This is a genomic window from Providencia sp. PROV141, from assembly GCF_028481645.1.
In the GTDB taxonomy this organism is placed as follows: Bacteria; Pseudomonadota; Gammaproteobacteria; order Enterobacterales; family Enterobacteriaceae; genus Providencia; species Providencia rettgeri.
On sequence record NZ_JAMPPR010000008.1, the window covers coordinates 279,339 to 304,450 of the forward strand.

Below are 25,112 nucleotides of genomic sequence, written 5' to 3' on the forward strand. Positions count from 1 at the left end.
CCCTCTAGCGATCTTTCGGGTCGAGCGCGTCACGCAGCCCGTCACCGATGAAGTTAAAACAAAATAGCGTAATGACTAAGAAACCTGCTGGGATCAGTAATAACCACGGAGTGACTTCCATTGAGTTCGCCCCATCACTTAATAAAGCCCCCCAACTACTTAATGGCTCTTGTGTACCTAAACCTAAAAAGCTCAAAAATGACTCAAATAAAATCATACTTGGAACTAATAATGAGGCATACACCACGACGACACCTAAAACGTTAGGAACAATATGACGTAAAATAATCTGCCGTGTACTAACACCACAAACCAGCGCTGCCTCAATGAATTCTTTGCGCTTTAATCCAAGTGTTTGCCCGCGAACAATACGCGCCATATCCAACCACGATACCATCCCAATCGCCACAAAGATCAGTAAGATATTGGTACCAAACAATGTGACTAGGAGGATCACAAAAAACATAAATGGGAAGGAGTTTAAAATTTCTAATATCCTCATCATGATGGAATCCACTTTTCCCCCCACATACCCAGCTAATGAACCGTATAACGTTCCTACCACCACGGCAACTAGCGCAGCTGCGACTCCCACCATCAAGGAAATACGCCCACCAATCGCGACACGCACTAATAGATCTCGGCCTGAAGCATCTGTGCCAAAATAATGTCCAGTTGCCATATCAGGTGGCATTGACATCATTTCCCAGTCGGTGTCATCGTATAAAAAAGGCGATAACATGGGAGCAAAAATAACAAACAGAGTAATTAAAAATAAGACACATAAGCTAAAAATTGCCGCACGGTTGTGCATAAAACGGCGCCTTGCGTCTTGCCATAAACTGCGCCCTTCAATATCGAGCTGCTCTGAAAAATTCGCCAGAGCTTCACTATTTTTTTGATTCGATAGCATCGTGTTTCTCCGGCTTAGTAACGAATTTTAGGGTCAATAACTGCATACAAAACATCGACAATTGCATTAAATGTAATTGTCAGTACCCCAACTAAAATCGTTAAGCTCAATACCAGTGAATAATCACGATTAAGTGCACCATTAACAAAGAGTTGGCCGATCCCTGGTAACCCAAAAATAGTTTCAATTACCATTGACCCGGTAATAATCCCCACAAAGGCAGGCCCCATGTATGAGAGCACGGGAAGCAACGCTGGTTTGAGTGCATGGCGTAAAATGATAGTTCTTAGCGGTAACCCTTTTGCACGAGCAGTACGAATAAAATTAGAATGCATAATTTCGATCATCGAACCGCGTGTAATACGGGAAATACTGGCGATATAAGCTAATGAAAGCGCAACCATGGGGAGCACCATGTGTTTTAGATTTCCGCCATCCCAGCCACCGCCAGGAAACCATTTCAAATGAATGGCAAAAATCAGCACCAATAACGGTGCGACAACAAAGCTTGGGATAACAACCCCCGTCATGGCAAACCCCATGACTGTAAAGTCCCATTTGGTATTTTGGTTTAGTGCGGCTATCACCCCTGCGGATACCCCAAATAAAACAGCAACAATAAATGCCGTTGCCCCTAATTTTGCTGAGACCGGAAATGCTTTAGCAACTAAATCATTAACACTGTAATCCTTGTATTTAAATGATGGACCAAAGTCACCTTTAGAAAGCTGAATTAAATAATTAAAATACTGCTTATACATTGGGTCATTTAAATGATATTTAGCTTCAATATTTGCCATCACTTCCGGTGGCAATTTCCGCTCGCCAGTGAACGGACTCCCTGGGGCTAATCGCATCATAAAAAATGAAATGGTAATCAGAACCAAAAGAGTCGGGATGGCTTCTAACAACCGACGAAAAATAAATTTCAACATCGCTCTTTCCTACTTCTATTGCCTAAATAGGCGAATATCTGGCCCCAATGAATGGAGCCAGTGCAACTGTATTAGTGTTTAATAATGTATAAATCTTTAGTATGCAGGTTATCTAATGGGTCTTTGCCACTATAACCGCCGACATAAGGTTTCACTAAACGCGTATTAACATAGTAGTAAAGAGGAACAATACCGGAGTCTTTATCAAGTAATTTTTCAGCTTGTTGATAGAGTTCTGCACGTTCATCATCTGTTTTGACTTGTAATGTTTTTTTCATCACCGCATCAAAATCTGTATTTTTATAATGAACCGTATTATTACTGCTGTAGGAAAGTAACATATTCAGGAAGGAGGACGGCTCGTTGTAGTCAGCACACCAGCCTGCACGTGCGACATCATAGTTACCTTGATGTCGGCTGTCTAAGAAGGTTTTCCATTCTTGGTTTTCTAGTTTCACTTCCGCGCCAATATTTTTCTTCCACATAGAAGAAGCTGCGATGGCAATACGCTTATGTAAGTCTGAAGTATTATACAATAGGTTGAATTTTAATGGATTGGCCTTGTTATATCCCGCTTCTTCTAGCAACTGTTTCGCTTTTTCATTACGCTGCTCTTGGGTCATATTCGCATACCAATCCGGTTTTTCTGTTTTCATACCGCTGGTAAATGGTGGTGTGAAACCATACGCAGGAATATCCCCTTGCGCTTTGACCTTATAGGTAATCGTATCTCTATCCATAGATAGCTTTAACGCTTCACGAACACGAGGATCATTAAATGGCGGTTTTTCATTGTTAATTTCATAATAGTAAATACAGAGATACGGGTTTACACGTAACTCATTCGGCATATTTTGTTGTAAGCTTTTAAACTGCTCGATAGGTAAGTTACTGTATGTCATATCAATTTCACCACTTCGATAGCGGTTAACATCCGTGACTTCTGAAGAAATAGGTAAAAACGTAACTTGATCAATAACTGTATTCGCATTATCCCAATAGCTTGGGCTACGTTCTAATACAATGCGCTCGTTTACCGTCCAATCTTTTAATTTATATGCTCCATTCCCGACAAAATTCTGTGGTTGCGTCCATTTAGCACCATATTGTTCAATGACTTTTTTATTGACTGGCGACATAGATGAGTGCGCTAATAATTTAGGAATATAAGGAACAGCTTCACTCAGTGTAATAACTAGGGTTTTGTCATCAAGGGCTTTAATACCAAGTTCTTCCGGTTTTTTCTTACCTGCGATAACATCATCAATATTCTGGATGTGAGCATATTGCAAATAACTTGCATAAGGTGATGCGGTATCAGGGTCAGCCAATCGTCGCCAACTATACACAAAATCTTCTGCCGTGACAGGGTCACCATTAGACCACTTAGCGCCATCACGAATTTTAAATGTCCACTCTGTAAAATCTTTGTTTTCCCAGCTGGTTGCCGAACCAGGTAAAATTTCACCATCAGGCCCCACTATCGTGATCCCTTCGAAAAGATCTCTTGCTAAAGCGGATTCAGGCACCCCTTCAATTTTATGTGGGTCCAAAGATTGAGGTTCTGAACCATTATTTCGAACCATTACCTGTTTTTCTGCCAGTTCAACTCCAGCAGGAACCGTTGCAGCAAAACTTGTTGCTATAGAGCCCATTGCTAACCCAGTCATTACGCTAAGTGCAATAATCGATTTATTGATTGATTTACTCATCTTATCGGTTACTCCCATATATATTATTATGATTGTGTGTTGATACATGTTCATCTACGATGATGAACACTTTTTATAATTATTTAGATATTATTAATTAGGTTCATTTATATATAACCGTTTAATATCCGTATAATCAAGAGGGTCATTACCTTTAAATCCACTAACACTCGGTTTTATCATTCGAGCACTGACACGATAATAAACAGGAACAATCGCCGAATCCTTGTCTAGCAAAGCTTCAGCTTGTTGGTATATCGCATGACGAGATGAAGGATCTGGTGCAATTAACGCTTTCTCAAGTAAGGCATCAAAGTCCGGATTATTATAAAAAGAGGTATTATTACTGTTTTGAGACAGCATCATGTTCAAAAAGGCGGTTGGTTCATTGTAATCTGCACACCATGTCGCCCTAGCAACATCGTAGTTTCCTTCATGGCGACTTTGTAATGATGTTTTCCATTCTTGGTTTTGCAACATAACTTGTGCGCCAATATTTTTCTGCCACATGGATGCCGCAACGATAGCTTGCTGCTTATTTTGATCTGAAGTGTTGTACAATAAAGCAAATTTCAATGGGTTTTCTTTGTTATAGCCTGCCTGTGAAAGCAAATCTTTTGCTCGTTGGTAACGTTGCTCCGCCGATAAATTTGCCCAATTAGGTAATGTAAAATTGCCATTATTAATAAAGGTTGGCGTAAAGCCATAAGCGACTTTTTGTCCTTGAGCAATAATTTTGTTGGTGATTGTTTCTCTATCTAACCCTAGTTTTATTGCTTCACGCACTCTCGGGTCATTAAACGGCGCTTTTTGATTATTAATTTCGTAATAGAACGTACATAAATAAGGCCGAACATATAACTCATTGGGCCTTTCTTGCTGCATTTTTTTATATAAAACAGGTGGGATTGCTGAATTAGAAATGTCAATTTCACCGCTACGATAACGATTAATATCACTCACTTCGGAACTAATCGCTAAAAAGGTTGCTTGCTCAATACGGCTATTTTGGTTATTCCAGTAAAATGGATTTCGTTTGACAACAATACGTTCATTTACCACCCAGCTATCCAATACGTATGCCCCGTTTCCAATAAAATTTTGAGGCTGGGTCCATTTATCGCCATGTCGTTGAATCGCAGATTTATTCACGGGTTTCATAGATGTATGGGAAAGCATATCTACAAAATAAGGCACAGGGTGGCTAAGCGTCACTTGCAAATGTTGCGGGTCAAGCGCCTTTACTCCCAGCGCTGTTGCTGGCATTTTCCCTGCTAAAATTGCATCTGCATTTAAAATATATGCATTTTGTAAGTAACTGGAGTAAGGCGAGCCGGTATTTGGGTCAGACAAGCGTTGCCAGCTATACACAAAATCTTCAGCGGTTACTGGCGAACCATCACTCCACATTGCATCATCTCGTAAAGTAAAAACCCACGTGGTGAAATTTTCATTACTCCAACTTTTAGCAACGCCAGGAACCGACTTACCGTCTATATCGGTATACACTAGACCTTCTAATAAGTTTAATATCACATTGCCTTCTGGCACCCCTTCCACTTTGTGGGGGTCAAGTGAAGTCACTTCTGAGCCATTGTTAATTGTAATAACCTGTTTTACTTTTTCCGTGGCACTTGCCTGTAACGTAACAAATAATAACGAGAGTACACCAAAACCAAGTGTTGATTTGAACATCCTATCCCTCATGATTCATTCATGGTGCTATAACCTCACTAGCCACCTTCTTCACGCTGATATTTAAGCCCTAGTACCGCTATTTCCTTATGGGCAATCCACTTAATGAACTCAAATAATTAAAACAATTAATTAACATTAGTCAGTTAAAAATTTTAAGTAAGTTTTAAAAAAAACAGGAGTCATTGTTATAATTCACTTACATTACAATTAGTTAGTGAAATATTGGTTATATGCAATAAGATAGCTCCCAAGCACATTTCCAAACATATCATTAACAAACACCAATTAGAATAGTGAATAAATTTACGTAGCTCACAATTCCTTACTTTTTATCCCTGTTTTAGCAATAAATGCCACATATAATTACAGGTATCATTTTTTTAGACGTGATTATTGATAGCTAAAATTTTAGCCAGTCAATTAAAAAAAGAGAAATATGCTATCTGAATGGCAAAACTGATATGTGTGATACGAGGTAAATTAACAATAGGTATGGCTGCAAATAGGGTCGATTTGCAGCCATAAAAAGAAATGAAATTACAATAAGCCTGGGAATATGGCCTTAACACCCGTCACAATAAACTCGATTCCCAGCGACATCAATAATAACCCCATGATACGGGTTACTACGTTGATCCCTGTTTGACCTAAGTAACGAACCAATAAAGACGCTGAACGAAATAGTAACCAACAACAAAAGGCAAAAGCGATACTCGTCAATGCTAGGCCTAAAAAGTTTTGCCAACCATGCCAACGAGATGACCATACAATACAAGAACTTATTGCACCAGGCCCCGCCATTAAAGGTAAAGCTAAAGGTACAACACCGATGCTATCCCTAACCGCAGTTTCTGTTTTTTCTTGCTTGTTTTGTTTGTCTTCACCAATTTTACCGCTAATCATTGACATCGCGATTGTGACGATCAAAATTCCCCCAGCAATACGGAAGGAATCAATTGAAATGCCAAATAATTGCAGTATTGAGTCGCCAATTAATAATGAAGTACATAAAATGATCGCAACTGAGGTATTTGCAATGGTGTTAGTCTTATTTCGCCCAGCATTACTTTGATAGTTTGTCATACTAATAAACACAGGTAATATGCCAACTGGGTTTACAAGTGCAAACAAACCAATAAAAAATTTAATATAACCCGATAAATCAAGTAATGCGCTACTCACCCATTCATTTCCTTAAGCAGTTCTCTTTAGAGATTCATTGATACCTTTCATAATTTTACCACCGATGTTATTAATTTCCTTGAGTAAAACAATATTTTCTTTAACTTGCTAAATTTATTTAATATTTAGTTAGATAGACATAGATTATCCGCACGAATTGTTTTGATAATATTAAATTAAGTAATAGATGAACAACATTTATTCAACTTGTGCATAAATACACGTGCTGAAAGGAGTCAGCTTGACGTTTTCGTGATTTAGATCACTTTATTTAATTACCGTTTTGTTAATCTACTCTTAACTGATAGACAGAGCTAATTAGGATATTAACTCAATATTGAATAAGGTTTTTAAGCCAATAAGCGATGATGAGCAGCGTTATTATAGATTACATCTATACTTTCATCTTTAAGCATTTCTTCGCTCTATGGATGCATTGCTCATTGGCTTAAAAAGTTTAACATTTATCAGGAGTAATCTATATGTCCGTAACTAACGTTACCGAACTCAATGAACTCGTTGCTCGTGTCAAAAAAGCTCAACGTGAATTCGCTACTTTCTCCCAAGAAAAAGTTGATGAAATCTTTAGAGCTGCTGCCCTCGCTGCTGCTGACGCACGTATCCCCCTAGCAAAACTTGCTGTCGAAGAATCTGGAATGGGTATTGTTGAAGATAAAGTGATCAAAAACCACTTTGCTTCAGAGTATATTTACAATGCTTATAAAGACGAAAAAACCTGCGGTACGCTATCTGAAGACCCAACATTTGGGACAATTACGATAGCTGAGCCGATTGGCATTATCTGTGGTATTGTGCCAACAACTAACCCAACTTCAACCGCAATTTTTAAATCACTCATTAGCTTAAAAACACGTAACGCGATTATCTTTTCTCCGCACCCTCGCGCCAAAATTGCCACTAACCGTGCTGCACAAATCGTGCTTGATGCTGCTATTGCAGCGGGTGCACCAAAAGACATTATTGGTTGGATTGACTCCCCTTCTGTTGAGCTATCCAATGCCTTAATGCACCATCCTGATATAAACCTGATTTTAGCAACAGGTGGACCAGGCATGGTGAAAGCCGCTTATAGCTCAGGCAAACCCGCAATCGGAGTTGGTGCTGGTAACACCCCTGTGGTGATCGATGAAACGGCAGATATTAAGCGCGCTGTCGCATCTATTTTGATGTCAAAAACATTCGACAACGGGGTTATTTGTGCATCTGAACAATCCGTTGTGGTCGTGGATGAAATCTACAGCCAAGTTCGTGAGCGTTTTTCCAGCCATGGTGGCTACCTGCTACAAGGAAAAGAGCTCAAAGCAGTTCAAGATATCATCTTAAAAAATGGCAACCTGAACGCTGCTATTGTTGGTCAACCTGCCTATAAAATTGCCGAAATGGCCGGTATTAGCGTGCCAAAAACAACTAAAATCTTAATTGGTGAAGTAAAAGCCATTGATGAATCAGAACCGTTCGCTCATGAAAAACTGTCTCCATTATTAGCCATGTATCGTGGTAAGAATTTTGAAGATGCAGTTGCAAAAGCGGAACAATTAGTTGAAATGGGAGGAATTGGCCATACCTCTTGCCTATATACTGACCAAGATAACCAACATGAACGAGTTAACTATTTTGGCCAAAAAATGAAAACTGCGCGCATTTTAATCAATACGCCAGCGTCACAAGGCGGTATTGGTGACCTGTACAACTTTAAATTAGCGCCTTCTCTTACACTAGGTTGCGGTTCTTGGGGGGGGAACTCCATCTCTGAAAACGTCGGTCCAAAACACCTTATCAATACCAAAACTGTGGCGAAGAGAGCTGAAAATATGTTGTGGCATAAACTTCCGAACTCAATCTACTTCCGCCGTGGTTGTCTACCTATCGCCCTTGAAGAGATTGCAACTGACGGTGCAAAACGCGCCTTTATCGTAACCGATGGCTATCTATTCAATAATGGTTATGTTGATGAAGTCGTTAGCGTTCTCAAAAAACATCACATTGAAACTGATGTTTTCTTTGAAGTTGAGGCAGACCCGACATTAACGGTTGTCCGTAAAGGTGCTGCACAAATGCAAGCATTCCAACCTGATGTCATTATTGCATTAGGTGGTGGTTCACCAATGGATGCGGCTAAAATCATGTGGGTTATGTATGAGCACCCCGAAACTCATTTTGAGGAACTAGCATTACGTTTCATGGATATACGTAAACGTATCCACCGTTTCCCTAAAATGGGCGTTAAGGCTAAATTAGTTGCTATCACAACGACTTCCGGTACAGGTTCAGAAGTGACTCCATTTGCCGTAGTGACTGATGATAAAACAGGCCAAAAATATCCATTAGCGGATTATGCATTAACACCAAATATGGCAATTGTTGACGCGAACTTAGTCATGAATATGCCTAAATCGTTAACTGCTTTTGGTGGTTTAGATGCTGTCACTCATGCATTGGAAGCTTATGTTTCTGTTTTAGCTAATGAATTTACTGACGGACAAGCACTTAAAGCCCTGAGTTTGTTAAAAGATTATTTACCAGCCAGTTACCACGAAGGCGCTAAAAACCCTGTTGCAAGAGAACGTGTTCATAACGGAGCGACACTTGCGGGTATTGCATTTGCAAACGCATTCTTAGGTGTCTGTCACTCAATGGCTCACAAACTTGGTTCAGAGTTCCATATTCCTCATGGCCTTGCGAACGCATTATTAATTTGTAATGTTATCCGTTTTAATGCTAATGATAACCCAACAAAACAAACTGCGTTTAGCCAATACGATCGACCTCATGCACGTCGCCAATATGCAGAAATTGCAGATCATTTAGGGCTCACTAAAGTTGGAGATCGGACTGCTGAGAAAATTGAAAAATTACTCGCATGGTTGGAGGAAATGAAAGCTGATTTAGGCATTCCTAAATCTATTCGTGAGACTGGTGTAACTGAAGCCGACTTCTTAGCCCGTGTAGATAAACTTTCTGAAGATGCATTTGATGACCAATGTACAGGAGCAAACCCCCGCTATCCTTTAATCTCTGAAATTAAACAGTTATTACTGGATTCTTATTATGGTCGTGAGTTTGTTGAGCATCAAGATACGCCTGTGATTGATAAAGAGGAAAAAAAAGCGCCTCAGAAAAAAACAGCCGTAAAAAAAGAAGTAGAAAAGAAAAACGCTAAGAAATAATGTGTTAAACATTATTTAAAATAAAGGCACTACAATTATTGTAGTGCCTTTTGTTTCACTATTTGAAATGGATGACAGCAAGAATACATAAAATCAATATTATATAAAATAATTTAACCCACTGAGTTGATTTCATTAACTGCCGTAATAATCCGATAACCGAAGCCTATTTTAGTCCCTACACCAAAATATTTCTGCTCATCGAAAATGAAGTGGCTGCTTAGGTATAACGCCCTCATTCATCAACTGAGCTTGTTTTATTGCTTCTGAATAGTGCTTACGACAAACAGAGATATACTTTTCATTACCCCCTATATCGACTTGTAAGCCTTCATATACAGGCACCCCATCACTTCCTATTCGTAATACCTTGCTCGCCTTACGCCCGCAATAGCAAACCGTTTTTAGCTCAACTAATTTATCAGCCCAAGCAAGCAAATATTGACTACCCTCAAATAATTGTCCTGCAAAGTCGGTACGCAATCCATAACATAAAACCGGAATATCCTCGTTATCGACTATGTCACATAATTCTTCAACTTGCTTTTTTGTTAGAAACTGACATTCATCAATAAGAACACAATGTACTTTTTGTTCACTATTTTCTTTTTTGATTAACTCGGCCATATTTGTTGTCGTTGAGTATAGTAACGCTTCTGCAGATAAACCTATTCGCGATGAGACTTTTCCTTGTTCAAAACGGTTATCTATCTCTGCCGTAAAAATAACCGTACGCATTCCTCTTTCATTATAGTTATACGATGATTGCAATAATGACGTTGATTTTCCCGCGTTCATTGCTGAATAATAAAAGTAAAGCTGAGCCATTTGGCTGTTCCCTCAAAATTAATATACATAATAATTTTACCATAAAACATACTTCAGGATTAACAATATTGGTGTAGATGTCCTTTACTTATTGAAAATTTAACTTTTTTTAGGCTCAACTTACACCTTATTGCAAATAATTGCTTAGCTCGTATGCAATAAAAATCAATTTGATATTAACTATAAACAGTTTCAACTAAAGCACATTCCGCTAAAAAACATCATCAAAAAAAGAAAATTTAAGCCAGACCTTCCCTTCAATTCATTCCGAGTAAAAGTAAAATGAGACACGCCTCTTCTTTTTTGAATTATTTAATCACTAAGATTTTGGCTTATTCCTATTTTTCGTTTAGTTCAGTTATTGATAATAGCTATATATATATCTACGAAAAGTTTATTTTTCTTTTGTAAAAAAATTGCATTCGTTAAAGATTACTTTTAAACTAAGGAAGTAATTTAGCTATTGCAGAATTTAAAATAGCATTCTATTATTACTGTACACATGCCAACAAATAATTTGAGACCAGGAAAATGAGCGAATCATTAAAAGCGTTAAATAACATCCGTACTCTTCGTGCTCAAGCTCGCGAAGTAACTTTAGAATCTTTAGAAGAAATGCTGGAAAAATTAACCGTCGTTGTTGAAGAACGTCGTGATGAAGAGAGCCAAGCTCGCGCGGAATTAGAAGAACGTAACCGTAAATTGGAAAAAGTTCGTGAAATGATTCTTGAGCAAGGCGTCGATTTAAATGACCTTCTGCAAACCATGGACTCAGGTAAAAGCACTAGCACCCGTGCTAAACGTGCTGCACGTCCAGCTAAATATAAATATGTTGATGAAAATGGCGAAACTAAAACTTGGACAGGCCAAGGCCGTACTCCAGCGGTAATCAAGGTTGCCATTGAAGAACAAGGCAAATCTTTAGATGATTTCTTAATCTAATAGCCTCAACATGTATTCTAAACACCCTTTTATAAGGGTGTTTTTGTTTAAACCTTTATATATTATTTTATATTAACCTCTACTAAGAAAAAGCGCTTAGCTATTATACCCCCCTTTTTTAGCACTAAAGCCGCATAACTACCGCCCCACTTCATTTAACTGTTCTGTTTAAGCCTTTGCGCTGTATTACACTACCAATCAAATAATCATGATAAATAAAAAAGAGTAGTAAAGATATGTAAGCTTAATTAGATAAACTTAAATATTGTTCAGTGATTTTATTTATATAATGGGGTTATATGTTAATTTTTGTACACCTCTCACTTATAATGAGTAGCAACTAAACAGTCTAAATCAGAGCGATACGCCTTAATACCTGATGTTTATTGTTAATAATTTATTTTTTTACGCATAAAAAAGGCTAACAAATTAAGTTAGCCTTTAATAAAAATTTATTGTGAAATTTTATTTTGTTGAATTCAATGACATTGATAATTTCGTCAGCCACTGAGTAAACTCTTCACCCAACGCATCATGCTGCATTCCATATTCAACAAATGCTTTCATATAACCTAATTTATTTCCACAGTCATGACTTTTACCACATAAGTGGTAGGCCTCTACAGGCTCATTATTTTCCATCATTAATGCAATAGCATCAGTTAATTGTATTTCATCACCAGCACCGGGGGCTGTTTTAGCTAATGCATCCCAAATCTTTTCAGATAAAACATAGCGACCAACAATAGATAAATTAGATGGAGCTTCTTCACGTTTTGGTTTTTCAACCATACGAACAATTCTTTTGCTATCCCCAGGCGCTAGTGTTTCTCCACTGCAATCCACAATACCATAGCTAGATACATCTTCTTCAGGGACTGGTTCAACTAAAATTTGACTTGCACCTGTTGATTCATATTGTTCGAGCATTTCACGCAAGTTAAACTTGGTTAAATCTGTACTGTAACGGTCTAAAATGACATCAGGTAAAATAACCGCAAAAGGTACTTCACCGACTAACGGTTTAGCACACAAAATTGCATGCCCTAATCCTTTTGCTATTCCTTGTCGCGTTTGCATAATCGTTACATGGCTTGGACAAATAGATTGAACCTCATCCAATAACTGGCGCTTAACACGCGCTTCTAAAATAGCTTCTAACTCAAAGCTTGTGTCAAAGTGGTTCTCAATGGAATTTTTTGATGAATGTGTTACTAAAACAATTTCATTGATCCCCGCAGCAATACACTCATTAACAACATATTGAATAAGTGGCTTATCGACTATTGGCAACATTTCTTTTGGAATCGCTTTTGTTGCAGGAAGCATACGTGTCCCTAAGCCCGCAACGGGGATTACCGCTTTACGCACCTTGCGCTGTGTCATTTTTATCACTCCAGATATCATCCTTGTCTCTCGAATTTCACTAAAGTATCAAGAGGCATTTTAAGTGCGCAAAAGTATATCAGGAAATATTTATGAATAAATAGCGACGAGTCTGAATAGAGTTATTTAGATGACATATGCATGTATTTTAGGCATTAGTTATGTCTCCGAGTTAAACATAAGTTTTATTTTCTGGCTATCATTACGAATTAAACACTGCCAAGCAGTCCCTTTTACCTCTAAATGATTAGATTGATAAAATTTAAGTGTGCCTAAAGGAAGACTTCTTGGTAACTTAACATGCGTATTTTCTGTCGTTATTTCCGCTTCTAAGCCTGCACTCGCCATTATAATTGCTTTATTCTGTGTATTAAAATACCCCAATAAGAGAGGGAATTGCCCACTAAACCCCGAGTCCTCTAGTAAATAGTTTATTTGATTAATAATCCTATCAATATTCGGTAATTTTTTTTCTGGGTAGCTTACCGCACTTTTTAATAGGTCATTGAACACAACACGAATCAAAAAAGCAGCCATAATACCTTCCTGGGGAGAGCGCTCAGTGTCAATGCAGTAAAATCCTATTTGACTGTCTGAAATAGCGGCTAAATCTAATAATAAGCCAAAGCGGTTAGCCTCATTAAGTTGGCGATAGTTAATTCGGTAATTATTTATAATTTGGTGTACCGGCGGTTGTAACTGCTTCAACACTGTCAACATATCTTGAGTATGATCTTGCATTAATGTAGAAATTTGATGAATTTCCTCCCCCATTAGCTCTGTTAGATTATTTTTCTCAGGATACAGTGCAGAAAGGAGGGTCACTTTAACTTCATCTAAATTTTTTATTGGCTTAAGCAAAGCATCTTTTGCCCCTAAACGAAACATTCTATCTAACTGGGTAAAATCGGTTGTTGCTGTAATCACAATGACTGGAATATCAATATTACGAGCGATCAGCTCTCGCATAAACGCTTCACCATTCATTATCGGCATATTAAGGTCACATAGAATGATATCAGGGTTGATACCGTCTATTGTTAACATCTCTATTGCTAATTGACCATTATCTGCGGTATAGATCTCAATACCCAGCGTTTCGAGGTAATTTTTTAAAATTGTACAGAAGGTGATTTCGTCTTCTATTATGAGTACTTTTCTATTTTTCATAAGATACCTACTGCAAAAGCCTGGTTTAATTAACAATACAATTATTCATACGATAAAATCATTTATTCGCCATCATTTAAGTATAGTGACTTTTCAATCTTATACTTATTTTTATAGAGAGTGTTATGAAATCACAAGTAGAAGATAGGTGTTGCTGTGGCAACGAAGCACAATTTGAACAATGCTGCGCCCCTTTTTTACAAGGGAAATCTATTCCACAGACGCCTGAACAGCTTATGCGCTCCAGATATAGCGCTTATGTACACCAAAATGCCGATTATCTGATTAAAACATGGCACCCGGATTGCCATGCTCAAGAATGGCACCAAGAAATTGTAAATAGTTTTTCGAAGACACGCTGGTGTGGTCTTCGTGTTATTAGTTCTTCTTATGCTAAAAATCACGATGAAGCTTATGTCGAATTTTCGGCTTGCTTTATTGATGAAAAAGCTGATCATAAGCAGCTTATTCATGAACGTTCGCGTTTTATTAAGATGGATTCGTGTTGGTATTATATAGACGGTATTACCCCAAAAATCGGTCGTAATGATTTATGTCCTTGTGGCTCTGGCCAAAAATATAAAAAGTGTGGGCACCCAGACTAATTACCCTTTATTTAATACCTGTCAACAAGACACATTTAATACTCAATCCGTCATTTTTTATATCGCTTTGTTAGTTAAGGATTAGGCTGTTTCATGCAACACAAAATTGTACAAAAGAAAATTCTCAGGACAATTTGCCCTGACGCGAAAGGATTAATCGCGAAAATCACCAATATTTGCTATAAACACCAACTCAACATTGTACAAAATAATGAATTTGTTGATCATCACACTGGCCGTTTCTTCATGAGAACTGAGCTAGAAGGTATTTTCAACGATGAAACATTATTAGCGGATCTCGATGATGCATTACCTGTCGGGTCTCAACGTGAATTAAATACTGCAGGTCGACGTCGTATTGTCGTCATGGTAACCAAAGAAGCGCATTGTCTGGGCGACCTACTCATGAAAAGTGCTTATGATGGCTTGGATGTTGAAATTGCTGCGGTTATTGGAAACCACGATACACTAAAGAACTTAGTCGAACAATTTGGCATCCCGTTCCACCATATTAGTCATGAAGGCTTAACTCGCGAACAACATGACGAAAAAATGACAGCACAGATTGACCAGTATCAGCCTGACTATGTTGTGTTGGCTAAATATATGCGCGTATTAACGCCTGCATTTGTTCAGCATTACCCAAACCAGATTATCAATATTCACCATTCGTTTTTACCTGCCTTTATTGGTGCCCGCCCGTATCACCAAGCTTATGAGCGTGGCGTAAAAATTATTGGTGCTACTGCGCATTTTGTTAATGACAGCCTTGATGAAGGACCAATCATTACACAGAACGTGATTAATGTAGACCATACATTCACAGCGGATGATATGATGCGTGCTGGACGTGATGTTGAAAAAAATGTACTAAGCCATGCTCTTTACTGGGTTTTAGCTCAACGTGTATTTGTATATGGTAATCGCACCATTATTTTATAAGCCAACACTGTGGCTTCTTTAGCAACACTTTGTTGATTTAACACGCATTAAGAATAAAAAAACAGCAAACAACCATTTTATTGAAAATTAATGCTTTACAGCGGCGCGTCATTTGATATGATGCCGCCCGCTGTCAATGATTACAGCAACTCAAAATCTGGTGGGATACCCAAGCGGCCAAAGGGAGCAGACTGTAAATCTGCCGTCACAGACTTCGAAGGTTCGAATCCTTCTCCCACCACCATTTAATTAACATCCCCCCCTAGTTTATCAACAACACCCATAAAACGATTTAGTACACTAGAGTGTGATTTCGATTTATAAATGTAACAAACACTTTTCCCCAAAATCTTGTTTAATGGTATATAAATTAATGATTTATCGATTAATTCTTCTTCTGGATAGTGGTCTATAATGCCTATAAAGTCACCATCTTGAATAAAACTTTGGCAACAGCCAATATTATCCATTTGCCTCACGCTCGTTTTATTATCAACCGTTTCAATTTTTGCTAATAAATCGCTCATCAATGAACTTTTATAAAATGCTGGGTCACATAGCCAGGTACTTTTTTGTAATAATGTAACAAGATCATAATGAAATTTCTCATACAGTTCTTTCCGACAATAAATACCTAATGGTGAATTTTCTATTATTTTTTGTAATGAAAATCGCTCACTGACAACCTGCTCTGAACTAAGAATAAGTGTATTTCCATCATAATCGACAATTTCATCTACTTCATCATAATTAAACCTTAATATATTTACTTGTACATTATTTTGATGTGCTGATTGATATAAATTAATTAAATGATTTTCCTTACCCCAGTCATAATAAATATTAGCCTCATTGATTATATAACCTGAAAAATGTTTTTTCGTTATTTCCTTCTCCTGTAAATAAAGATCTCTTAGATCGTTATAAAGTTCTTGGCCATCCTTAGTTAATGTCATTCCAAATTTTTCTCGTTTAAAAAGCCGTTTACCTAGGCTTGTCTCAAAGTCTTTGATTGACTTTGCGATGGGAGGTGTCGTACGGTTCATCACTCTTGCCGCTTTGCTTAACGAGCCATTCTCAACAACCGCCATAAACGCCTCTAATTTTCTTGAAAAGAACATATCTATGACCCCATTCCATTTATTAAAATGTTAATCAACATACTTAACTTTCTCATTAATAATTATATTGATTAGCCCATAAATTAATCCAAAAAATAAAAAGTCAAAGTTGATTTTTTATTGAATGATTAACAATATTTCATAAAAGTATTTTTATAATTTCCATCATTACAAAGCAATATATTATACTGTTTCGATTAATTATTTTTTATGCCTCCACTATTAAATCACATTAAAATATAAATAACCAATTGACTTTAAATGAAATTAAAACTAGTTAATATTGAAATTATTAATTTAATTTTAATCGGAAATTAAATTCTAGCACCCATAATAAATTTAATTAATCATAATATTTTTTGATTAACTAAATTTATTATAATTTTTATATTAAGCGCTAAATTTTGATATTATACCAAGAATGAGTTATGTAATGACCATTTTTATCATAATCGTTATTAACTATAAAACAACCTAATCGTTGAAACATGCTACGCGGGGTTACAGTATTGCTACCATCTGGTAGAATAAGCATAATAATCATAAAACTAGGTGATAAAAAACCATGAAATTCATATCGTTCAATATCAATGGCCTTCGAGCTCGTCCTCACCAACTCGCTGCAATCATCGAAAAACATCAACCTGAGGTTATTGGTTTACAAGAAACAAAAGTCCATGATGATATGTTCCCTTATGAAGAGGTTAGCCAGCTCGGCTATCATGTTTTTTTTCACGGCCAAAAAGCCCATTATGGCGTGGCTCTTTTAACAAAAAATGAGCCTCTTGCTGTCCGTAAAGGCTTTCCAACTGACGATGATGACGCACAGCGCCGTATTATCATGGCTGACATCCAAACAGGGCGTGGCCCATTGACTGTTGTTAATGGTTATTTTCCTCAAGGGGAAAGCCGCGACCACCCAACAAAATTTCCAGCAAAAGAAAAATTTTATCAAGATTTACAGAATTACATTACATCAACACAAACGGCTGAATCTCAATTACTCATTATGGGTGATATGAATATTAGCCCAACCGATCTGGATATCGGTATTGGTGATGCAAACCGCAAACGTTGGTTAAAAACCGGAAAATGTTCTTTTTTACCTGAAGAACGTGAATGGTTGGCTAAATTGTTAGGCTGGGGCTTGGTCGATACATACCGAGCTAAAAATCCTGATGTTGCTGATTGCTACTCATGGTTTGACTACCGTTCTAAGGGTTTTGATGATAACCGCGGTTTACGTATTGATTTATTACTAGCCTCAAATAACCTTGCTGAACGTTGTATTGCAACGGGCATTGATTATGATATTCGCGGAATGGAAAAACCATCAGACCATGCACCGGTGTGGTCTGAGTTTGACCTAACAAAATAATTTTCCTCACTGGTTATAATGCAAAAAGGCGCTTAAAGCGCCTTTTATTGGTTTACCAGACTCAGCTAATTCTTTTTCGTTTTCTTACCCGTTTTTGCTGATTTTTTCCCTGCTTTTGCTGATGGGGCTGGTAATTCTCGAAATGCCCTCAAATTTGAAAATTGGCGTGCATGGTGAATTAATTGCATCAACGTTTGACCTAGCGGGTGCATAAAGTCATCATAACGTGATTGTTTTTCACTAATTTGAGTTAACACTGATTCCCAATGAGCGGTCATGTCCGGTAATGTTGCCATATCGGGTAGAACATGAATTAGAGCCCTTCCCGCCGGAGAGGAATGAATGTAACGCCCTTTCTTGTAGAGAAATTGGCGCTTGAATAGTAAGTCAATGATGCCCGCCCTAGTCGCTTCCGTACCAAGGCCATCCGTTTCTCGCAATACTTTTTTTAATGCTTTATCTTGCACAAACCGCGCGATCCCAGTCATTGCTGATAATAACGTTGCATCCGTAAAAGGGCGCGGAGGCTGTGTTTGCCGTTCGACAACTTCCCCTTTCTCACATAACAACTCATCATTTTTGCTCACAACCGGCAAAGGCATGCCATCGTTTTCGGCATCACGTTCTTTATTGCCTAATACAACTCGCCAACCCGCTTCAGCAAGAAAACGAGCTTTTGCAATAAATTTACCCTTTTCAATTTCGAGATCAATTGTACACTTACGGTATACCGCATCTGCCATAAACTGGATAATATATTGGCGTGCAATCAGTTGGTAAATTTTACTTTCATTTTCCGTTAATTTGACTGCTGCCGTTTTTGCTGTTGGAATAATTGCATGGTGGGCATCCACTTTTTTATCATCCCAACAACGATTCTTCTTATCTAACTCTGGCAGTTCAAATTCAGTGAGATCAGGCTGATGCACAGCAATCGCATTCAATACACTGTGTCGCCCTGCAAAATGTTCATCAGGTATATAGCGACTATCTGAACGTGGATAAGTAATTAACTTATGTGTTTCATACAAGCGTTGGCATATATCCAACACTTCTTGTGCACTCAACGCATACTTTTTAGCGGCTTCAATCTGTAAAGACGACAAAGAGAAAGGCAATGGTGCAATTTCAGACTCGCGCTTGTCCTGATATTGCGTCACGATGGCAGGCTTGCCCTCAATTCGCGATACCACATGATCTGCAAGCGGCCGGTGGAACAAACGCCCTTCTTCGTCTTGGTAATCTATGCAGGAGTCACTTGGCTGCCATATCGCCACAAAACGCTCATCTTTTGGCGTAACAATATGGGCTTTCACCTCGAAATAGTCTTTAGGGATAAAATTTTCTATTTCTTCATCACGCCTAACAACGAGGCCCAAAACTGGTGTTTGTACTCGCCCAACAGAAAGAACACCTTGATATCCACCTCGTTGCCCTAATAGCGTATAAGCACGAGTCATATTGATACCATAAAGCCAATCCGCCCTTGCTCTCGCTAAGGCTGAGACACAAAGAGGGATAAACTCACGATTTTCTCTTAAGCGGTCAATTGCCCGCTCAACGGCTTGTGGGTTAAGGTCATTGATCAAACAACGCTTTACGGTTTTGCGTTTCTCAGGGTCGAGCTTTAAAAAATCAAGCACTTCGTCCACTAGCAGTTGACCTTCTCTATCGGGGTCTCCTGCATGGACGACTATTGAAGCTTGCTTCAGTAATGTTTCAATGGTTTTTAACTGTTTCGTTACTGCGGGACGGGGCTTCAATTGCCACTTATCTGGGATAATTGGCAAATCCTGAAGATTCCAACGTGCATACCGAGGTTCATAAGCATCGGGTTCCGCCTGCTCTAAAAGGTGGCCAATACACCATGTTACGGTTTGGCCATCACCACATTGAATAAAACCATCACCTCGTTTATGGGGTTTGGGTAATACATCTGCAATGGCCCTTGCAAGGCTCGGTTTTTCCGCAATAAACAAACGCATAAATTAATCTATCACTTCAACTAAAGGAACATTATCCTGATGGGGTAATAATTTACCGATAGACTGTAACAAAACACCTTGCTGCTGTGCAATCTCTTTAATTTTAGAGACTTCGGAAGGTTTTACTGCAATGAGTAAGCCACCAGAGGTTTGCGGGTCACACAATAACTGACGTTGCATATCACTCATTGGGCCAATAAGATGACCATAACTGTCGAAGTTACGGGTTGTTCCGCCAGGAACACAACCTGCTTCAATATATTTTTCGACGTTAGCTAATTTAGGAACTTTACTAAAGGAAATTTCAGCGCGAACTTTAGACCCTTCGCAAATCTCACTTAAATGCCCCAATAAACCAAAACCAGTTACATCCGTCATAGCCGTCACACCCTCTAAAGGTGCAACCACCGCCCCTAACTTATTCATTTGGCACATGGTTTCTGCCGCTAAGTGTTGATGCTCCGGCGCAAGTACCCCTTTTTTCTCAGCGGTTGTCAAAACACCGATTCCAAGCGGTTTAGTCAAGAACAATTCGCAATCCGCTGTTGCGGCACTATTTTTCTTCACATATTCTGTATTCACAACACCTGTAACTGCCAAACCAAAAATAGGTTCCGGTGCATCAATAGAGTGCCCTCCAGCCAATGATATGCCAGCATCCGCACAAGCGGCACGTCCACCCTCAATCACTTCACGAGCCACTTCTGGTGGTAACTTAGCAATTGGCCAGCCTAAAATAGCGATTGCCATAATCGGTTTTCCGCCCATAGCAAAGATATCGCTAATCGCATTAGTTGCGGCAATACGGCCAAACTCAAACGGAGAGTCAACGATCGGCATAAAAAAATCTGTCGTGCTGATGATACCAATCCCGTTACCGAGATCATAAACCGCCGCATCATCTTTCGTTTCATTTCCAACTAACAAATGTGGGTCATGAAATTTTGCTTGTTCCGTGTGTAAAATTTGCTCTAATACTTTAGGTGCAATTTTACAGCCGCAGCCTGCACCATGACTATATTGTGTTAATCTAATTTTTTCAGTCATTATTATTCTCTTTAGAAGTAAGATACAAAGCCTGTCATATCAGGAGATTGTACTTTTGCTGGTGCTTTAAGCTCTGGCGTTCCTAAATAAAGAAACCCAACAATACGGTCGTTATCTCCACAACCTAATCCCGCACGAACCACAGCATCTTCTGTCCATGCTCCTGAGCGCCATATACCGCCAAACCCTTGAGCAACCGCAGCCATTTGCATTGCTTGAACAGTGCAACTCGCAGCAACTAATTGTTCCCATTGTGGTATTTTCGGATGGTCTTTTAATTTTGCAATTACAGTAATAATGAGTGGAGCACGAAAAGGCGCGTTACGTGCTTTTTCTTCTACTTCAGCACCTAATTGCCCTTCAATTGCCGCTTTTTCTAATAGCTCACTGAAGCGGTTAATACCTTCATTTTGCATAACAACAAAATGCCACGGCTTCAACGCACCGTGATCAGGTGCTCTCATCCCCGCTGCAAGTATATTGTTAAGTTCTTCACCTTGCGGTGCTGGTGATGTGAGTCTTGAAGCTGAACGGCGGTTCAACAAAAGGGTTAAAGCATCCATATTTGTCTCCGTTTAAGAGTAAACTGATATGATAATCATTCAATTAGATAATGATACCCACGCTATCTATTGTTTAAGCTTAAAGGAAAATCGCTTACACTAATACAATAATAACGGTTATTCGCTAGGTAAAATTACGTTATAAATTCATTGAATTGTATCATTTGTCACACGTGAAAAATATCATTGAAGCATTGTACCTTGCGTATCATAATTTTGTGATGCATAAAAATAGCCTGCAGTTGCAACTAATTGTATTGATACAACTAAGACATCAACAGTTCGATGTGATGACCGGGTAACAGATTTGCTTTTGAGTATACTGTCGTAAATTCGTGCTACAGGCGGAAATAACCCAACTGTAGAAAGAAATATTTATGTGATATCCAAAAATAGTTTGTGCCATAAGCCAACGGCAAACCAGTGAAGCCAACACCCGTATGGTGCAAAATATACAGGATAGGAGAAAACATGCGTCAACTTTGGGACATCATCGCTACCATCTTTAGAATTAGCTGGCGAGCACTAAATTTTATTAGGGAATTCGTTTTTAACGCCATTTTCTTAGTGTTATTCTTTGTCGTTATTGGGTCAATTGCCCTTTACCAAACAGAGACTCAACCCGAAAAAAATTATTTTGGTGCTTTGTATGTTGATTTGCAAGGCGTTATCGTAGACCAAGTTTCTGCTCCGGACCCCTTTGGTCGTATGAGCCGTGAACTGCTTGGTACTTCAAATAGCCGCATGCAAGAAAATTCATTATTCGACATCGTTGACACCATTCGTACCGCCGCAAATGATGACCGTATTACAGGGATGGTATTACGCCTAGATGATTTAGTTGGTGCCGACCAACCCTCTCTGGCTTATATCGGTAAAGCAATCAATGAATTTAAAAGTTCAGGGAAACAGGTTTACGCTATCGGTAGCAGTTATAGCCAATCACAATACTATCTCGCCAGTTACGCTGATGATATCTACCTCACACCGCAAGGCGCTGTTGGGGTATATGGTTTTGCAACTAATAGCTTGTATTACAAGTCACTACTAGAAAAACTCAAAGTTAGCAGCCATATTTTCCGTGTTGGTACCTATAAATCAGCGGTTGAGCCATTAATGCGTGATGAAATGTCCCCTGAAGCACGTTTGGCCAATAAACAATGGTTGGATGCTCTGTGGAATAATTACCTAGAAGAGATCGCCAAAAACCGCAATACAACCAGCACGCAAATTTTCCCTGGGGCTGATGCTATTTTAGAACAATTACGTTCTGTGAAAGGCGATAGCGCACAATATGCTTTAAAACAAAAATTGGTTGATAAACTTTATACAAACGAACAAGTTGAAGATTTACTCAGTAAACACTTTGGCTGGAATAAAGATGATAAGCAATTCAATAATATTAGTATCTATGATTACTCCGCTAAAATAACAGATACCAATGCGAATCAAAGTGGCAATATCGCCGTGATTGTTGTTCAAGGTGCTATCATGGATGGCCCGCAAACGGCTGGGATTGCAGGAGGCGATACCATCGCAGCACAAATTCGAGATGCTCGCCTTGATGATAATATTAAAGCAATTGTGTTACGCGTTAATAGCCCGGGGGGAAGCGTAAGCGCTTCTGATTTGATTCGCAGTGAGCTGGCTTCGGCCCATGCTGCCGGTAAACCCGTGGTGGTTTCTATGGGGGGAATGGCAGCATCTGGGGGGTATTGGGTATCGACTCCAGCTGACTATATTATTGCCAGCCCAAACACGCTGACTGGTTCAATTGGTATATTTGGTGTGATCAATACCTTTGAAAAATCTTTAGATTCTATAGGGGTGTATACTGATGGAGTATCAACATCACCATTAGCCGATATTTCTCTGACTAAAGGGATTAGCCCACAATTTGCTGATATGATGCAAATTACGATTGAAAATGGTTATGAGACATTTATAGGCTTAGTCGCAAAAGCTCGCCATAAAACACCTGCAGAGATAGATAAAATCGCTCAGGGCCGTGTGTGGATCGGGCAAGACGCGCTTAAAAATGGCCTTGTAGACCAGCTAGGTGATTTTGACAATGCCATAGATAAAGCCGCTGAACTCGCTAAACTCACTGATGTTAAGCTAGATTGGATGAAGCCTGAGATGACCTTTATGGATCAATTGTTGCTTGAATTAACCACTAGCGTTCAAGCCGCGATGCCGGATGTACTACAGGTGTTTTTACCCCCCGCAGTCGCAACGGATATCCGCCAGCAAGCTCAGTTTTTCTTAAAAATGAATGACCCTCAAAACCGCTACGCATTTTGCTTAAATTGCGCGGAAATTAACTAATCGCTCAATCCCCTTCAGCGCTGATGAAGGGGATTTCTCTCACAAACCCATCAATAACCCCATATCAATCTAATTATTCGCAAGTTAACGATAGTAATACGCTAACAAATACGTCAAAATCCTAATAATCACTCTCCTTCGATAAGTTGGATAAATTAGGTAATAAGATGCAGAAGAAATCAATTTATGTAGTCTACACTGGCGGAACAATTGGCATGCGCCATTCACCACAGGGATATGTTCCTGTTTCTGGTCATTTGCAAACTCAGTTAGCTCAAATGCCCGAGTTTCACCGCCCTGAAATGCCTGAGTTTACCATCCGTGAGCATCAACCGTTGATTGATTCGTCTGATATCACCCCTGAAGATTGGCAGCTCATCGCTGATGATATTCAGGAAAATTATCCACTTTATGATGGCTTTGTTATATTACATGGCACTGATACCATGGCTTTCACCGCCTCAGCGTTATCTTTCATGTTTGAAAACTTGAAAAAGCCGGTAATCGTGACAGGGTCACAAATACCGTTAGAAGCATTACGTTCTGATGGGCAAACGAATCTATTAAATGCCTTATATTTAGCGGCTAATTATCCAGTTAATGAAGTTGGGCTATTTTTTAATAACAAATTATATCGCGGTAACCGCACCGTTAAGGCTCATGCTGACGGCTTTGATGCTTTCAGTTCGCCTAACTGCTCCCCCTTAATGGAGGCGGGTATCAATATTCGCACATTCAATACGTGCCCTGCACCTATTGGCATAGGTGAATTTAAAAGCCACCGAATTACGCCTCAACCTATCGGTGTTGTTACACTTTATCCTGGACTCTCGGTTGAGATTGTTCGCAATATTCTCCAACAACCTGTTAAAGCGCTTATATTGCGCTCTTATGGTGTCGGTAATGCCCCTCAGCAACCTGAATTACTACGTATACTCCGCGAGGCAACGAACCGAGGCATTATTGTGGTGAACCTGACACAATGTATTTCTGGCCGTGTTAATATGGAAGGCTATGCCACAGGACACGCTCTGGCAGAAGCTGGTGTGATAAGTGGATACGACATGACTTTTGAAGCCGCCTTAAGTAAATTGCACTACTTACTAAGCCAAAATTATACCCCAGCTTTAATCCGAGAGTTAATGCAGAATAATTTGCGCGGCGAGTTGAGCTATGCTGATGAATAACA

The 25,112-nt window shown here is 39.0% G+C and carries 19 protein-coding genes and 1 tRNA gene; 8 read left to right on the plus strand and 12 right to left on the minus strand.

Features of this window, described 5'->3' with window-relative positions; translation table 11 throughout:
• Positions 1 to 4 precede the first annotated feature (4 nt).
• From oppC to PSF09_RS07695, 5 genes are all read right to left on the minus strand, one after another.
• On the minus strand, positions 5 to 913 hold the full coding sequence (gene oppC / locus PSF09_RS07675; protein WP_004911132.1) for an oligopeptide ABC transporter permease OppC: 909 nt from the start codon (positions 911 to 913) through the stop codon (positions 5 to 7).
• A gap of 14 nt (positions 914 to 927) precedes the next feature.
• On the minus strand, positions 928 to 1,848 hold the full coding sequence (oppB, locus tag PSF09_RS07680; protein ID WP_004254116.1) for an oligopeptide ABC transporter permease OppB: 921 nt from the start codon (positions 1,846 to 1,848) through the stop codon (positions 928 to 930).
• 71 nt (positions 1,849 to 1,919) lie between these two features.
• Entirely contained in the window at positions 1,920 to 3,560 is a 1,641-nt protein-coding gene (gene oppA / locus PSF09_RS07685; RefSeq protein WP_272664819.1) for an oligopeptide ABC transporter substrate-binding protein OppA, read from the minus strand.
• A gap of 93 nt (positions 3,561 to 3,653) precedes the next feature.
• On the minus strand, positions 3,654 to 5,267 hold the full coding sequence (locus tag PSF09_RS07690) for an ABC transporter substrate-binding protein (protein WP_420704860.1): 1,614 nt from the start codon (positions 5,265 to 5,267) through the stop codon (positions 3,654 to 3,656).
• Between the two features lie 528 nt (positions 5,268 to 5,795).
• Entirely contained in the window at positions 5,796 to 6,440 is a 645-nt protein-coding gene (locus PSF09_RS07695) for a YchE family NAAT transporter (RefSeq protein WP_004254112.1), read from the minus strand.
• A gap of 482 nt (positions 6,441 to 6,922) precedes the next feature.
• Between PSF09_RS07695 and adhE the strand changes: the two genes are divergently transcribed.
• A complete protein-coding gene (adhE, locus tag PSF09_RS07700) occupies positions 6,923 to 9,628 on the plus strand; it encodes a bifunctional acetaldehyde-CoA/alcohol dehydrogenase (protein WP_198641108.1) in 2,706 nt (901 codons plus the stop codon).
• Positions 9,629 to 9,826: 198 nt separating this feature from the next.
• Here adhE and PSF09_RS07705 read toward each other — a convergent pair whose 3' ends face one another.
• On the minus strand, positions 9,827 to 10,456 hold the full coding sequence (locus PSF09_RS07705; RefSeq protein WP_210838696.1) for a thymidine kinase: 630 nt from the start codon (positions 10,454 to 10,456) through the stop codon (positions 9,827 to 9,829).
• 531 nt (positions 10,457 to 10,987) lie between these two features.
• Between PSF09_RS07705 and hns the strand changes: the two genes are divergently transcribed.
• The gene (gene hns, locus PSF09_RS07710) at positions 10,988 to 11,398 is read left to right on the plus strand and encodes a histone-like nucleoid-structuring protein H-NS (RefSeq protein ID WP_004254106.1); all 411 of its coding nucleotides are present in this window, start codon (positions 10,988 to 10,990) and stop codon (positions 11,396 to 11,398) included.
• Positions 11,399 to 11,863: 465 nt separating this feature from the next.
• Here hns and galU read toward each other — a convergent pair whose 3' ends face one another.
• Both galU and rssB read right to left on the minus strand, forming a co-directional pair.
• Positions 11,864 to 12,784, minus strand: coding sequence for a UTP--glucose-1-phosphate uridylyltransferase GalU (gene galU / locus PSF09_RS07715; protein WP_272683707.1), 921 nt, complete (start codon positions 12,782 to 12,784; stop codon positions 11,864 to 11,866).
• A gap of 159 nt (positions 12,785 to 12,943) precedes the next feature.
• Entirely contained in the window at positions 12,944 to 13,954 is a 1,011-nt protein-coding gene (gene rssB, locus PSF09_RS07720; RefSeq protein WP_210840354.1) for a two-component system response regulator RssB, read from the minus strand.
• A gap of 125 nt (positions 13,955 to 14,079) precedes the next feature.
• Between rssB and PSF09_RS07725 the strand changes: the two genes are divergently transcribed.
• The 3 genes from PSF09_RS07725 (at position 14,080) to PSF09_RS07735 (ending at position 15,745) form a co-directional block, all read left to right on the plus strand.
• The gene (locus PSF09_RS07725) at positions 14,080 to 14,559 is read left to right on the plus strand and encodes a YchJ family protein (RefSeq protein ID WP_272664816.1); all 480 of its coding nucleotides are present in this window, start codon (positions 14,080 to 14,082) and stop codon (positions 14,557 to 14,559) included.
• Between the two features lie 93 nt (positions 14,560 to 14,652).
• Positions 14,653 to 15,501, plus strand: coding sequence for a formyltetrahydrofolate deformylase (gene purU, locus PSF09_RS07730; RefSeq protein ID WP_210840352.1), 849 nt, complete (start codon positions 14,653 to 14,655; stop codon positions 15,499 to 15,501).
• A gap of 159 nt (positions 15,502 to 15,660) precedes the next feature.
• Positions 15,661 to 15,745, plus strand: a tRNA-Tyr gene (locus tag PSF09_RS07735).
• Position 15,746: 1 nt separating this feature from the next.
• Here PSF09_RS07735 and PSF09_RS07740 read toward each other — a convergent pair.
• Positions 15,747 to 16,622: a LysR family transcriptional regulator gene (locus tag PSF09_RS07740; RefSeq protein ID WP_004911163.1), complete on the minus strand. Its 876-nt coding sequence runs from the start codon at positions 16,620 to 16,622 to the stop codon at positions 15,747 to 15,749.
• A gap of 565 nt (positions 16,623 to 17,187) precedes the next feature.
• Between PSF09_RS07740 and xthA the strand changes: the two genes are divergently transcribed.
• Positions 17,188 to 18,000 carry an exodeoxyribonuclease III gene (gene xthA / locus PSF09_RS07745; RefSeq protein WP_272683708.1) on the plus strand — a complete coding sequence of 271 codons (813 nt, stop codon included), beginning with the start codon at positions 17,188 to 17,190 and terminating at the stop codon, positions 17,998 to 18,000.
• Between the two features lie 65 nt (positions 18,001 to 18,065).
• Here the strand turns inward: xthA and PSF09_RS07750 are convergent, their stop codons facing one another.
• The 3 genes from PSF09_RS07750 to PSF09_RS07760 are packed head-to-tail and all read right to left on the minus strand — an operon-like array spanning position 18,066 to position 21,595.
• A complete protein-coding gene (locus PSF09_RS07750; protein WP_272664815.1) occupies positions 18,066 to 19,985 on the minus strand; it encodes a DNA topoisomerase III in 1,920 nt (639 codons plus the stop codon).
• Between the two features lie 3 nt (positions 19,986 to 19,988).
• The gene (gene selD / locus PSF09_RS07755) at positions 19,989 to 21,032 is read right to left on the minus strand and encodes a selenide, water dikinase SelD (protein WP_004911178.1); all 1,044 of its coding nucleotides are present in this window, start codon (positions 21,030 to 21,032) and stop codon (positions 19,989 to 19,991) included.
• A gap of 11 nt (positions 21,033 to 21,043) precedes the next feature.
• Positions 21,044 to 21,595, minus strand: coding sequence for an NAD(P)H nitroreductase (locus PSF09_RS07760; protein WP_272664814.1), 552 nt, complete (start codon positions 21,593 to 21,595; stop codon positions 21,044 to 21,046).
• A gap of 471 nt (positions 21,596 to 22,066) precedes the next feature.
• Here PSF09_RS07760 and sppA point away from each other — a divergent pair, with 471 nt between their 5' ends.
• On the plus strand, positions 22,067 to 23,923 hold the full coding sequence (gene sppA / locus PSF09_RS07765; RefSeq protein ID WP_272683709.1) for a signal peptide peptidase SppA: 1,857 nt from the start codon (positions 22,067 to 22,069) through the stop codon (positions 23,921 to 23,923).
• 167 nt (positions 23,924 to 24,090) lie between these two features.
• The gene (ansA, locus tag PSF09_RS07770; protein ID WP_272664812.1) at positions 24,091 to 25,110 is read left to right on the plus strand and encodes an asparaginase; all 1,020 of its coding nucleotides are present in this window, start codon (positions 24,091 to 24,093) and stop codon (positions 25,108 to 25,110) included.
• The last annotated feature ends 2 nt before the right edge of the window (positions 25,111 to 25,112 follow it).